This window comes from Duganella sp. SG902, assembly GCF_013376005.1.
Lineage (GTDB): Bacteria > Pseudomonadota > Gammaproteobacteria > Burkholderiales > Burkholderiaceae_D > Rugamonas.
The window spans coordinates 196,174-208,040 of sequence record NZ_JABMJK010000008.1 but is presented as its reverse complement, the minus strand read 5'-3'; the positions used below and the strand labels follow the sequence as shown (position 1 = coordinate 208,040).

Sequence of the window (11,867 nt, the reverse complement as noted above, 5' to 3'; positions counted from 1 at the left end):
ACGTGGACATTTGCTTAAAAAACCATTACTTCCAGTCACCGCGCAGGCCCGCCACGCGCCGCTTCAAATCCTCCGGCGTCACGTCCTGCGGCGCCACCGGCGTGCCCACCGCCAGCGCCAGGCGCGAGCGCAAGCCCTTGCGGAACACGCGTTCGAACACGTTATCGTGGTTGCGGCTCAGCAGATGGCCCCACAGGCCGCGCAGCGCCATCGGGATCACCGGCACCTTGGTGCGCTCGACGATCTTGGCGACGCCGCCCTTGAAGTCGTTGATGTCGCCGGTACGGGTGAGCTGGCCTTCGGGGAAGATGCACACCAGCTCCCCCTCGTGCAGCGCCTGGGCGATATCGACGTACGCCTTCTCCATCAGCCACGGATCCTCCTTGGCCGGCGCGATCGGGATGGCGCGCGCGGTGCGGAAGATCCAGCCCAGCAGCGGCAGCTTGAAGATGCGGTGGTCCATCACGAAGCGGATCGGGCGCGGCGCGGCCGCCATGATGACAATCGCGTCCACGTACGACACATGGTTACACACCAGCACCGCCGCGCCTTCGGCCGGGATACGCTCGGCATCGACCACGTGCACGCGGTGGATGGTGTGGATCAGCACCCAGGCCAGGAAGCGCATCAGGAACTCCGGCACCAGCGAGAAGATGTAGACCGCCACCACGGCGTTCAGCAGCGCGGTCACCAGGAACAGCTGCGGAATGCTCAGCCCCTGCCCCAGCAGCACGATGGCCAGGCCGGCCGCCGCCACCATGAACAGCGCGTTGAGGATGTTCATGCCGGCGATGGTGCGCGAGATGTGCGCCGGATCGCAGCGCAGCTGGATCAGCGCGAACAGCGGCACGATGAAGAAGCCGCCGAACATGCCGATCATCAGCACGTCGAACAGGATGCGCCACATGCCGTGCTGCGCCAGCAGCGCGAACGCGTCCAGATGCACGCCGGCCGCCACGTTGGCGTGGAAGGCCAGGCTGGCGAAATACAGGTCGATGCCAAACACCGTCAGGCCGATGGAGCCGAACGGCACCAGCCCGATCTCCACCTTGCGGCCGGACAGGCGCTCGCACAGCAGCGAGCCGCTGCCCACGCCCAGCGAGAAGATGGTCAGCAGCAGCACGAAGGCGCCGTGATCGCCGTGCAGATAGTCTTTGGCATACACCGGGAACTGCGCCAGCACCAGCGCGCCATAGAACCAGAACCACGAGTTGCCCAGCATGGACAGGAACACCGTGCGGTTCTTGCGCGAGAAATTGATATTGCGGATCGACTCGCCGACGAAGTTCCAGCTGATCTTCAGATCCGGCGCCGGCGCCGGCGAATGGGGGATGCGGTAGGCGGCGGCCAGGCCCAGCGCGGCCACGCAGATGGTGGCGGCGGCCTCCAGCACCAGGCCGTGCGGCTGCTGCACCACCAGCACCGCGCCCAGCACCTCGCCCATCAGGATGCCGACGAAGGTGCCCATCTCGGTCACGCCATTGCCGCCGATCAGTTCCTCCGGCTTGAGCTGCTGCGGCAGGTAGGCATATTTGACGGGACCGAACAGCGTCGAGTGCACGCCCATGCCGACCACGGCGGCGATCAGCAGCCACAGATGATGCGTCACCCAGCCGATGCCGGCCACGCACATGATGGCCACCTCCAGCCATTTGACGAAGCGCGTCAGGCCGGACTTCTCGAACTTGTCGGCCAGCTGGCCGGCGGTGGCGGAGAACAGCACGTACGGCAGGATGAACAGGCCGGGGATCAGGTTGGTCACCAGCGACGGCGACATGGTGGTCCAGCTGAGCGCATCGAAGGTGATGATCACCACCAGCGCGGTCTTGAACAGATTATCGTTAAACGCGCCGAGGAACTGGGTCCAGAAAAACGGCGCGAAGCGGCGCTGCTTCAACAGCGAAAACTGATTGGGCTGGCTCATGAGGCACGTGTCCGTTCAAGAAAGATTGAGCGGATTATAACCGCACCCGAACCATCGCCTGCATGCCGAAAAGCAAGTCGGCTGCGCGGCGTCAAGCGATCCAGCTCTTGAGTTCCGCCTCCGCTCCATTGCTGCCCTGCGCATAAGCGCTCAGCGCGGTCGGGCCGCGAACGGCCGTGGCCCTATCGAGAATCGCGTCGGCGTCCACAATCAGTTTGCGGCGCTCCAGGCCATGTAAAAAGGTAGAGGTGGAGAGGACCAGGACATTATCCGGCAAGCGCACCAGAAAATTGGCTTTACGAATATCGGTGTCTTCAAATAACAGCAAGCCCGCATCGATGCCATTGAGCTCATTGGCCAACACTTCAGCGGCCGCCATCTCGCCACGGTTGCGGGAGCGCAAGGCAGGATTCAACGCCAGTAGTTCAGAAAACTCGGCAAATTCCTCAGTGGCGCCAATCTCCACAACGCCTCGATTCGTCGCCAGCCATGCCAGGAATGTGCTGGCGCCCGGTTTGTCCGCGTACCGAGTGACCTCGAACTGCACCATATCGGGAATGATGACGCGCGCGCCTAGCAGCTTCAGCGTGTCCAGCGCATCGGCCACGGCGAGCGTAATCAGCGGACCGGCATCGGTCACGATCAGTGTAATGCTCATCCGAACACCCGCTCAAACAAGCGCCGCTGCGCGTCGTTAAAATGGACTCGGGTATCGACGCGAGGCAGCGGCAAGCGCCGGGCTGCCATCTCCGCTAATATTTCACCAAACCACAGCCCCGTGGCACGCTCCAATTCGCGCCGGCTCACCTTTCCAGTGGAATAAGCCGCCAGCAACGCGTCCAGCTCGTTTTCCATGAGTGGCCTCCCCGGTGACATCATGGGTGGACTATACACCCGTTTTCACACGGCGATCGTGATGGTGATCCGGGTGCCCGCGGCCAGGCCGGTATCGATGCTGATCTGGCCGTTCAGCGCATACACTCGTTCGCGCATGCCGACCAGGCCGATGCCGGCGGACGCCAGCGCCGCATCGAAACCGACGCCGTTGTCAGTGATCCGCATGCGCAGTTCGCCCGCTTCCAGCGACAGGCTGACCGACGCTTGGGTCGCCCTCGCATGCTTGACCACGTTGGACAGCGCCTCCTGCACGATCCGATACGCGGATATAGCAACCTCCCCTTCCATGCGAGAGAAGTCCCCGCGCGCGGAAAAATCAAAACGGCAACCGCCGCGCGCGCTGTCATAGTGGCGCACGATCTCTTCCACCGCGCCGTCCAGCCCCAGCATATCCAGCACCTCCGGGCGCAAACGGCGCACCAGCGCCCGCCCGCTGTTGTACAGACCCAGCGCCAGCTTGATGATGGACTGCGCCTTGTCGCGCACCTCGCCCTCGGGGCTGAGATCGGCGATACGCTGCGCCTCCAGCCGCGCCGCGATCAGCGTCGCGTTCAGCTCATCGTGGATCTCCAGCGCGATGCTCTGGCGCTCATCCTCCACCGCCGTGTTGACCTTGCGGATCAAACGGCGCTTCTCCGCGTCAGCCTCGCGCAGCGCCCGCATCGACGCCTGCAGCGACGCGTCCAGCCCTTTCGCCAATTGCCAGGCCAGCAGCACGCACGCCAGCAGGCCAATGCTGCCAACCAGCAGTTCCACGTAAAACCTGCGCGTCTGCTTGAGCAGCAGCGCGGACGGCGACATCGTCACCCGCACATAGCCCATGGTTTCCACCGTCATGCCGCTGGCGTTGGCCTGGCGGTCCTTCTGGTACGGTTTGCCGTCCGGCCCCAGCATGGTCACCCACATCAGGCGCTTGAGGATGGGCGCCTCGTAGTAGCGCGTCTCCGGCTCGGCGGCCGCGCGCGCGGCGGCGTGCAACAACTCGCGCCGCTGCGCGTCCAGCACGTCGATGCGATAAATGCTCGGATCGGCGCGCAGCATGCCGGTGATGGTCAGCCTCAGATCATCGTAGCGACGCGAGACCAGACTGAATTCACTGCTGTCGGCCAGCACCTTGGCCACCAGCGGCCCGCGTTCGGCCATCTCCTCGCGCACCTCTGACAGGCGCGATTGATACGCGTACCAGACAAAGGTGCAGAACAGATAAGCCAGCGGAATCGCGGTCATCGCCATCAACCGCGTGCGCACGCTCCAGCCGCGCCAGAAGCGGCGCATCAAGGTTCAATCAAGCCATGCTTGACCGCCAGCCGTGTGATGTAGGCCTGCCGGTGCACGCCCAGCTTTTCCTTCACGGCCTGGCTGATATTGCTGATGGTCTTGGTGGAGACGTCCAGCTTTTCGGCGATTTCGGCATTGGTCAGGCCTTCCGCCATCAGGGTGAAGATCTCCAGCGCGCGCTCGTCGAGTTGCGACTGCGGCGACGCATCGCCGCGCACCGACAGGTTGGCCAGCCGCTCGGCGATATGCGGCAGGAAGTACAACTCGCCGTCATGCGCGCGCCGCACGGCCGCCGCCAGGTCGGCCGGATCGCAATCCTTGGTCATGAAGGCGCGGCCGCCGAGGCGGTAGGTCTCCTTGATCAGGCTGTCCTGGTCGAACTGGCTGAGGAAAACGATGGCGGCGGACGGCGCCTGCGCCAGGATCTGCCTGGCGACGTCCAGCCCGGTCAACTGCTCGCCGAAGCGGATATCGAGCACCACCACATCCGGCCGCACCTGCTGGAACTGCGCCAGCGCTTCGTCCGGCGTGCGCGCCTGCGCCACCACATCCAGCCCCTGCCCTTCCAGCGACATGGCGAAACCCGTCATCACGATCGGATGGTCGTCCGCCAGCATTACCCGTATTTTCTTCATTTGCTACCTCTAAGCGCTTTGGATTACTCGATGGTGGAAGCATATCACACCATCGCAACGCAAAAAGCCCTTTGTTTTTACCAGTTAATGGAATAGTATACTTCCAACACATAGCAATATTTACCACCACAAAGGAGTAGTCATGAATCAAAAGAAGAACCTGACTGGGATGACGACGGTGGTCGTGCTGCACGTGCTGTTGCTGGCGGCCTTCCTGCATGGATCGAAGTTGACGGTGTTCCACGCGGCGCCGCCGGTGATCGAACTGGTGCCCAATCTCGATCCGCCCAAGCCAAAGCAGCGCGAGCCGCAAGTGGAGGAACCGGCGCAGTCAACGCCCCCTCCCATTTATGTGCCGACGCCGCCCACCGATTTCGTGACCGACGCACCGCCGCCCGTTATCCGGACAACGGACCGGCCGGCCGAACAGCCGCCAACGGTGGCGGCTGAAGGCGGCGGTGGCGGAAAAGTCGTGGCGCCGAAAGCCGCACCCACAGTGGTGGCGGCGGTGGTTGATGCGAATGCCTGCACCAAGCCGGAATATCCCAAGACCGCACTGCGCAATGGCGACACCGGCACAGTAGTCCTGGCGCTGTTGATAGGCACCGACGGCAGAGTGGCGGATTCGCGCGTCGAGCGCTCCAGCGGTTTTCGTGATCTGGACCGCGCCGCGCAGGCAGGCCTGAGCCTGTGCAAGTTCAAGCCGGGTACGGTGGATGGCGTGGCGCAGCAGTCCTGGACCAGGATGCAGTACGTCTGGAGTCTGGACTGACTTTTTTCACTCCGCCGGTTTAAGAGCGACAAGGTTAATCAAAGTCTCTTCTTTGACCGCCGGAGGTTTGATGCGCAAGATGGTTTCCATCATCCCCAGATCCTCGCGGCTCCACCACAGAAAAGGATAAGACACCGCGCTATCCGGCACCGAGAAACCGGCGTTGCGCACCATGGCCAGATATTCAGGCGCCGTCTTTTGCACCTCCATGGGATGGCGGAACAGCAGGCGAATGATCCACGAGTGGATATAGCGCCTGGTCGACTCCGCAAACAGCAGCACGCCGCCCGGCTTGAGCACGCGGAAGAACTCCTTGATCGCGCTTTCCTGATCGATCAGATGATGAAACGTCTGGTGGCAGAACAGCATATCCACCGAGTTATCCGGCAGTTTGATGTTGGAGCTGGAGCAGCAGATGAACTCCGCCTCCACGCCATGCGCGGCCACCTCCCTGGCCGACTCCCGCAGCATCTCCGGATCGATGTCCATGCCGATCAAACGCCGCGGCGCAAAGCGCTGATGCAGCTTGGCCAGCGAACGCCCGTAGCCGCAGCCGACATCGGCCACCACCTCGTATGTGCGCGGCTCGGCCGGCATCAATCGCTGCAAATCCTGCAGCGCGCGCTCCAGCACATGAACGGTCCAGGTTTCCGTACGCAGGAACCATTTGCCGAATTCCGTTTCCGGCACATGCGGTTCCGCTGGAGGCTGGGTCAAATCTAGATTGGCGCTCATATGTTCTTCTTTATAGTTAAATTCACGTACAATATCGGACCCCTTTATTGATTGAGCCCGTGTTAGCACTTCGTCCACGTCCGCTGCTTGCCGCCTTATCGCTACTGCTGTTCAGCGCAGCGGCGGCGGCTCAATCCGGCCCGGCGCCAGTGCGTTTTCTGCTGACCTTCGATGACGGCCCGGCGGCGGCGGTCAACGACAACCCCACGGTGCACATCCTCGAAGTGTTGGCGCATAACCAGCACCAGGACCACATCAAGGCGGTCTTCTTCACCCAGACCCGGGCCTGGCACGGCGGCGGCACCGAAATGGGCCGCTGGCTGATACGCCGCGAGTACGCGGAAGGCCACGTCATCGGCCTGCACACGGCCACGCCCCTTCATTCCAATCACCGCTTCATGAGCCGCGAGACGCTCGACGCGACCATGCAGCTGGGCGTGGACGACCTGAAGGCGGAAACCGGCGTCGCCCCCAAGCTGGTGCGCCCGCCCTTCTGGGCCTACGACGCCGACACCCTGGCGTCTTACCACGCGCACGGCTTGCACATGCTGCTGACCGACCTGAATGCCAACGACGGCAAGATCTACGGCATCAATTTCAGCTGGCACAAACGCTCCAACATGCTCAAACACCTGGCGGAGACCCGCAAACGCTGGGCCGCCGGCGACATGCCCTCGGTCGACGGCTACACACCCGTGGTCGTGACCTTCCACGACGTGAACACCTACACCTCCAGCCATATCGAGGAGTATCTCGACATCCTGCTCGACGTCGCGCGCGAACTGAATGTGCCACTGGCCGACAAGCCCTTCTACGACAATCACGACGAACTGGAACGCGCCGCGCTGGCGGCCACAATCAACAGCACGGACGTCAAGCCGCGCCTGCCCGGGTTGTGGAACTGGCTGTGGCAATAATCAGGGCAGCGCGGCTATTTCAATCCGCGGCTCCCGCGCCAAAGGCCGCTCGCTGCACACCACAACAGACAGCTCCGGATGCACTACCACTACACAATGGCCTCCGGGTTGGTTCAGTTTGAAGCGGGCTTCCTTCTCGCTCCATAAACGATAAAAGCCATCCAGGCGTTCATCTCCGGACAAGTTCTGAATGCGTGCCCACTGCGCCATCTCCTCTGCGCCGAAAGCCTGCGCGGCCAATGCCGGCAAGTCGCGCGCGGCATCGCGCATCTCGATATCCAGGCCCAGCGCGGTCTGCGCGCTGACGGCGCAAGCGACCCAGCGGCCGCTATGGGCGATGCTGAAGCCCGGCGCGGCCCCTTTCACGGCAGGCGCCACGAGACGCGGGGCCTTGCCCACCTGCTCTTCCAACCGCACGTCCTGCGGCGCCGCCTGGAGTATGCGCGCCAGCGCCACGCGCAGCAGCACGCGGCCGACGATAAACTGGCGCTGCCGCTGCGCGCGCACGAAACGCTGGTGCCGCGCCATCTCGCTCGGCGTCAGCCAGGCGCGATAACGCTGCAGGTCCGCATCGGTGACCGCATCCGCGTCCACCATCAAGAGCGAGGCAAGTACCGTCATGGCCATCCACCGCCGATTATGGCGCGACCTTGACGAAGTCGCCTTTCAGCGCGACGCCGGCCATGATGGCGCCGTCGGCGCATTCGAATTCGGTCTGGCTGGCCATCTCAATGTTGTTGAAATTGCTGACGATGTTGATGACGGCGTTCGCGCCCAGCTCCTGCGCGCGCTTTTGCAGCGCCAGCATGGCGGACAGGAACACCCAGTTGCAGGCCTTTTCGGCGGATTTGCCGAAGCCGTTGGTGCGCTGGCTGGTCTTGTCGGTGGCAATCCGGGTCAGCACCGTGGGCGTGGGCTGGTCGGCGAAGTAGAACTTCACCGAGTCGCCCAGGCGTTTTTCGGCGTCATTGACGGCCATCGCGCCGGCGATAGGAAATTTCAGCATGGTGTCGGCCGCATGGGCGGAGAACGACGTCAGCGAAACGGTCAGCAGTGCCGCGACGGAGATCATTTTCTTCATGGTGGTTTCCTATTTAACGTAGCGTTTAAAAATCAGCGAAGTGTTAATCCCGCCAAAGGCGAAATTATTCGACATTATGTAGTCGCAGTCCAGTGCCCGGCCCTCGCCGGCGATGTAGTCGAGTGGCGCGCACTCCGGGTCCACCTGCTCCAGATTCAGCGTCGGCGCAAACCAGCCTTCGCGCATCATCTCGATGCTGATCCATGCTTCCAGCGCGCCGCAAGCGCCCAAGGTGTGGCCCATGTAGCTCTTGAGGGAGCTGATGGGCGTATCGCTGCCGAACACCGCCTGCGTGGCCTGCGATTCGGCCACGTCGCCTTGCGCCGTTCCGGTGCCGTGGGCATTGATATAGCCGATGTCCGCCGGACGCAGGCCCGCATCGTCCAGCGCCATCTGCATCGACTTGCGCATGGTGGCGGCGTTCGGTTGCGTCACATGGCAGCCATCGCTGTTGGTGCCAAAGCCGACCAGCTCCGCGTAGATGGTGGCGCCGCGCGCGATCGCATGTTCCATGTCCTCCAGGATCAGGCAACCGGCGCCCTCGCCGATCACCAGGCCGTCACGCTCGCCGTCAAACGGACGCGGGGAGGTGTGGGCGGCATCGTTGCGGGTGCTGGTGGCGAACAGCGTATCGAACACCGCCGCCTCGGTCGCGCACAGTTCCTCCGCGCCGCCCGCCACCATGGCCGTCTGCTTGCCGGCCTTGATCGCCTCGTACGCATAGCCTATGCCCTGGCTGCCCGAGGTACAGGCGCTGGAGGTGGTGATCACACGGCCGGTAAGGCCGAAGAAGACGCCAATGTTCACCGGCGCCGTGTGCGCCATCATCTTGATGTAGGTGGTGGCGTTGATACCCTTGGTGGTGCGCTCTTCCATCATGCGGCCAAAATCGCCGATGGCGCTCGGCGTGCCGGCCGACGAGCCAAACGACACGCCCATGTCGCCGCTCTTCAGCAAAGGGTGATCCAGCAGGCCGGCGTCGGCCAGCGCCAGTTCGCTGGCGCGCGTGGCCATCAGGGCGACACGGCCCATGCTGCGGATCGCCTTGCGGTGGTAGCGGTCGCTCAACTCGAACGGCGCGGCCGGCGCGCCGAGGCGCGTGTTGAGTCCTTCGTAGTCTTCCCAGTCCGCCATGCGCACCACGGCGTTGCGGTACTGGCCCAGACGCTCGCGAACCGCTCCCCAGTCGTTGCCGATAGGGCTGATGCCGGCCATGCCGGTGACGGCGACGCGGCGGCTCATGCCAGGCCGCCGTTGACGGAAATGACCTGGCGCGTGATGTAGCCCGCGTCCTCGCCGATCAGGAAGCTGACCGCGGCCGCCACCTCTTCCGGCTTGCCCACGCGGCGCGCGGGAATCATCTTCAATGCTTCTTCCATCGGCACCTCTTCAATCATGTCGGTTTCAATCAAGCCAGGCGCCACACAGTTGACGGTGATGGATCGCTTGGCCAGTTCCAGCGCCAGCGCCTTGGTGGCGCCGATGATGCCGGCTTTGGCGGCGCTGTAGTTCACCTGCCCGCGATTGCCGATCAGCCCGGACACGGACGCCAGGGTCACGATGCGGCCAGGCTTGCGGCGCTGTACCAGCGGCATGATCAATGGATTGAGCACATTGTAGAAGCCATCCAGATTCGTTTGCAGCACGATGTCCCAATCCTCGCCGGACATGGCCGGGAAGGCGTTGTCGCGCGCCACGCCGGCATTGCACACGACGCCGTAGTAGCAGCCATGTTCCGCGACGTCCGCCTCCAGCGCGGCGGCGGTGGCGGCGCGGTCGGCGATATCGAACTGCAGCACGCGCGCGGCACGGCCCATGCCGGTGATGTCGCGCGCCACCGCGTCCGCCTCGGCGCGTTGGCTGCGGCAATGCAGCACCACGTCGTAGCCGTCGCGCGCCAGGCGCAGCGCGATCGCCTTGCCGATGCCGCGCGACGATCCCGTCACCAGCACGCTCATGGATTTATTCTGACTCATCCTACGTTTCCATCTTTGAGAAATTGATTGACATTGTGAGGCTGGAACACCGTTACCGTGGCCGTCGCCGCGCTGGCGTGGCCGTCGACGATATCGATTCGACATTCAAACGCCCCCAGGCCGTTATCGCCTTGCAGCACGCGCAGCACGTGCACCCGCAGCACGCTGCCCAGCGTGAACTCCGCCACACTGGCTTCATATTTGCGTGAGCCGAGCAGGAAGCCGACCTTGACCTCCTCGCCCCGTTGCAGCGCGACCCAGCCGGCGTGCGCCGCCACGGCCTGCGCCATGTATTCGATACCGGCCCATGCGCCGACGCCGGTTTCGCCGGCGAACACGCTGCCCTCATGGATGCGCACCTCGGCGCACAGGTTATCGGCGTCCGCGCTGATCACGCGGTCCAGCAGCACCATCTGGCCGGAATGCGGCACCAGCTTGCGGATATCGGGCATCGTCATGCGCCCCTCCCCAGCACCAGCGCGGCGTTGGATCCGCCGAACGCGAAGGAGCTGCTCAGGATGCGGCGCAGCGGGCGGCCCAGCGTGGCGCCGGGCGGCACCAGGTTCAACGCCGGCAGCGCGAGATCGATCTCGCCATCCCACAGATGCGGCGGCAGCCTGCCTTGCTGGTTATCGTCCTGCATCGCCAGCCAGCACAGCGCCGCTTCAATCGCAGCCGCCGCGCCCAGCGTATGGCCGGTGAACGGCTTGGTCGAGCTGACCGGCACTTCTGTCCCGAACAGGCGCTCGATCACTTTCGATTCCATCGCGTCGTTCTGCGGCGTGGCCGTGCCGTGCATGTTGATGTAATCGATCTCCGTGGCTTGCAGGCCGGCGCGGCGCAGCGCCTGCGTCATCGCCAGTTCCGCCCCCACGCCAGTCGGATCCGGCGCCGACATATGATGGCCGTCGGACGATTCGCCCCAGCCCATCAGCATGACTGGCGACGTGCCTTCCGCATCGGCGCTCATCAAGAACAGCGCGGCGCCCTCGCCGATATTGATCCCCTTGCGGTTGACGCTCATGGGATTGCATTGCGCCGGACTGACCGACCCCAGCGCCGCGAAGCCAGCCACCGTGAAGGCGCACAGCGAATCGACGCCGCCGGTCAGCACCGCGTCGCACAGGCCCATGTTGATCAGCCGCGCCGCGCTGGCCAGGGCCTTGGCGCTGGACGAGCACGCGCTGGAATGCACATAGGCCGGGCCTTTCAGGCCCAGCTCCCGCGCCAGCATCGCGGCGGGGGAGCCCATTTCCTGCGTGCCGTAATGGAAGCCTGCCGGCAGCTCGTCATCCGAGATCTTGCGCGCCATAGCCTGCTCCGTCTCGCCGATACCGGAAGTACTGGTGCCGATCACCACGCCAACACGGTCGGCGCCATAGCGGCCGATCGCCGCATCCACCGCTGGACGGATCTGCGCCAATGCCGCCAACGCCAGCGCGTTATTGCGGCTGCGCTGATGCGGCGGCAGATGCGCCACCGGCGGCAGCGCGCCGCGCACCTCGCCCAGCGGCAGCTCACGGCCCGCCGACCTGCGCGCGGTGGGTTCCACACCTGGCTGCGCGGCGTACAGGCGCGCCTTCACCTGCTCATGGCCGTCGCCAAGCGCGCAAGTGATACCGCAGGCGTTCAAGTAAAAATTCAGCATTGCC

14 protein-coding genes are annotated in these 11,867 nt (G+C 64.2%); 2 read left to right on the top strand and 12 right to left on the bottom strand.

From position 1 onward, the window contains the following. Positions 1–25: 25 nt before the first annotated feature. From FHW83_RS18500 to FHW83_RS18480, 5 genes are all read right to left on the bottom strand, one after another. On the bottom strand, positions 26–1,924 hold the full coding sequence (locus FHW83_RS18500; protein ID WP_176647809.1) for an MFS transporter: 1,899 nt from the start codon (positions 1,922–1,924) through the stop codon (positions 26–28). A 91-nt stretch (positions 1,925–2,015) separates the two neighbouring features. Continuing rightward, positions 2,016–2,582, bottom strand: coding sequence for a hypothetical protein (locus FHW83_RS18495; protein ID WP_176647808.1), 567 nt, complete (start codon positions 2,580–2,582; stop codon positions 2,016–2,018). Next, positions 2,579–2,779, bottom strand: a complete 201-nt coding sequence (locus FHW83_RS18490) for a hypothetical protein (RefSeq protein ID WP_176647807.1) — start codon at positions 2,777–2,779, stop codon at positions 2,579–2,581. The genes FHW83_RS18495 and FHW83_RS18490 overlap by 4 nt, the downstream gene beginning before the upstream one ends. Positions 2,780–2,824: 45 nt before the next feature. After that, entirely contained in the window at positions 2,825–4,096 is a 1,272-nt protein-coding gene (locus FHW83_RS18485) for a sensor histidine kinase (RefSeq protein WP_176647806.1), read from the bottom strand. Then, positions 4,096–4,734: a response regulator transcription factor gene (locus tag FHW83_RS18480; RefSeq protein ID WP_176647805.1), complete on the bottom strand. Its 639-nt coding sequence runs from the start codon at positions 4,732–4,734 to the stop codon at positions 4,096–4,098. The genes FHW83_RS18485 and FHW83_RS18480 overlap by 1 nt, the downstream gene beginning before the upstream one ends. A 142-nt stretch (positions 4,735–4,876) precedes the next feature. Between FHW83_RS18480 and FHW83_RS18475 the strand changes: the two genes are divergently transcribed. After that, the gene (locus FHW83_RS18475) at positions 4,877–5,506 is read left to right on the top strand and encodes an energy transducer TonB (RefSeq protein WP_176647804.1); all 630 of its coding nucleotides are present in this window, start codon (positions 4,877–4,879) and stop codon (positions 5,504–5,506) included. Positions 5,507–5,512: 6 nt separating this feature from the next. On the opposite strand, the gene FHW83_RS18470 is transcribed toward FHW83_RS18475, so the two are convergent. Then, positions 5,513–6,241, bottom strand: coding sequence for a class I SAM-dependent methyltransferase (locus FHW83_RS18470; RefSeq protein WP_176647892.1), 729 nt, complete (start codon positions 6,239–6,241; stop codon positions 5,513–5,515). 59 nt (positions 6,242–6,300) lie between these two features. Between FHW83_RS18470 and FHW83_RS18465 the strand changes: the two genes are divergently transcribed. Continuing rightward, positions 6,301–7,158 carry a polysaccharide deacetylase family protein gene (locus FHW83_RS18465; protein WP_176647803.1) on the top strand — a complete coding sequence of 286 codons (858 nt, stop codon included), beginning with the start codon at positions 6,301–6,303 and terminating at the stop codon, positions 7,156–7,158. On the opposite strand, the gene FHW83_RS18460 is transcribed toward FHW83_RS18465, so the two are convergent. From FHW83_RS18460 to FHW83_RS18435, 6 genes are read right to left on the bottom strand one after another with little or no spacing between them, the layout of a single operon-like run. Further along, complete coding sequence (locus FHW83_RS18460) at positions 7,159–7,779, bottom strand: 4'-phosphopantetheinyl transferase superfamily protein (protein WP_176647802.1); 621 nt, start codon at positions 7,777–7,779, stop codon at positions 7,159–7,161. Between the two features lie 16 nt (positions 7,780–7,795). Further along, positions 7,796–8,239, bottom strand: coding sequence for an excinuclease ATPase subunit (locus FHW83_RS18455; RefSeq protein ID WP_176647801.1), 444 nt, complete (start codon positions 8,237–8,239; stop codon positions 7,796–7,798). A gap of 9 nt (positions 8,240–8,248) precedes the next feature. Continuing rightward, positions 8,249–9,481 (bottom strand): beta-ketoacyl-ACP synthase, encoded by a 1,233-nt coding sequence (locus tag FHW83_RS18450; RefSeq protein WP_176647800.1) that lies wholly within the window; start codon positions 9,479–9,481, stop codon positions 8,249–8,251. Further along, entirely contained in the window at positions 9,478–10,215 is a 738-nt protein-coding gene (locus FHW83_RS18445; protein WP_176647799.1) for a 3-ketoacyl-ACP reductase FabG2, read from the bottom strand. Before FHW83_RS18445 ends, FHW83_RS18450 begins: the two co-directional genes overlap by 4 nt. Then, positions 10,212–10,673 carry a hotdog family protein gene (locus FHW83_RS18440; RefSeq protein WP_176647798.1) on the bottom strand — a complete coding sequence of 154 codons (462 nt, stop codon included), beginning with the start codon at positions 10,671–10,673 and terminating at the stop codon, positions 10,212–10,214. Before FHW83_RS18440 ends, FHW83_RS18445 begins: the two co-directional genes overlap by 4 nt. Then, positions 10,670–11,863 carry a beta-ketoacyl-ACP synthase gene (locus FHW83_RS18435; protein ID WP_176647797.1) on the bottom strand — a complete coding sequence of 398 codons (1,194 nt, stop codon included), beginning with the start codon at positions 11,861–11,863 and terminating at the stop codon, positions 10,670–10,672. The genes FHW83_RS18440 and FHW83_RS18435 overlap by 4 nt, the downstream gene beginning before the upstream one ends. Positions 11,864–11,867: the final 4 nt, after the last annotated feature.

Coding starts and splice junctions, on each gene's coding strand:
- FHW83_RS18500 (WP_176647809.1), bottom strand. CDS start 1,924: ATGAGCCAGCCCAATCAGTTTTCGCTGTTGAAGCAGCGCCGCTTCGCG.
- FHW83_RS18460 (WP_176647802.1), bottom strand. CDS start 7,779: ATGACGGTACTTGCCTCGCTCTTGATGGTGGACGCGGATGCGGTCACC.
- FHW83_RS18455 (WP_176647801.1), bottom strand. CDS start 8,239: ATGAAGAAAATGATCTCCGTCGCGGCACTGCTGACCGTTTCGCTGACG.
- FHW83_RS18450 (WP_176647800.1), bottom strand. CDS start 9,481: ATGAGCCGCCGCGTCGCCGTCACCGGCATGGCCGGCATCAGCCCTATC.
- FHW83_RS18440 (WP_176647798.1), bottom strand. CDS start 10,673: ATGACGATGCCCGATATCCGCAAGCTGGTGCCGCATTCCGGCCAGATG.
- FHW83_RS18445 (WP_176647799.1), bottom strand. CDS start 10,215: ATGAGTCAGAATAAATCCATGAGCGTGCTGGTGACGGGATCGTCGCGC.
- FHW83_RS18470 (WP_176647892.1), bottom strand. CDS start 6,241: ATGAGCGCCAATCTAGATTTGACCCAGCCTCCAGCGGAACCGCATGTG.
- FHW83_RS18495 (WP_176647808.1), bottom strand. CDS start 2,582: ATGAGCATTACACTGATCGTGACCGATGCCGGTCCGCTGATTACGCTC.
- FHW83_RS18435 (WP_176647797.1), bottom strand. CDS start 11,863: ATGCTGAATTTTTACTTGAACGCCTGCGGTATCACTTGCGCGCTTGGC.
- FHW83_RS18480 (WP_176647805.1), bottom strand. CDS start 4,734: ATGAAGAAAATACGGGTAATGCTGGCGGACGACCATCCGATCGTGATG.
- FHW83_RS18475 (WP_176647804.1), top strand. CDS start 4,877: ATGAATCAAAAGAAGAACCTGACTGGGATGACGACGGTGGTCGTGCTG.
- FHW83_RS18490 (WP_176647807.1), bottom strand. CDS start 2,779: ATGGAAAACGAGCTGGACGCGTTGCTGGCGGCTTATTCCACTGGAAAG.
- FHW83_RS18485 (WP_176647806.1), bottom strand. CDS start 4,096: ATGCGCCGCTTCTGGCGCGGCTGGAGCGTGCGCACGCGGTTGATGGCG.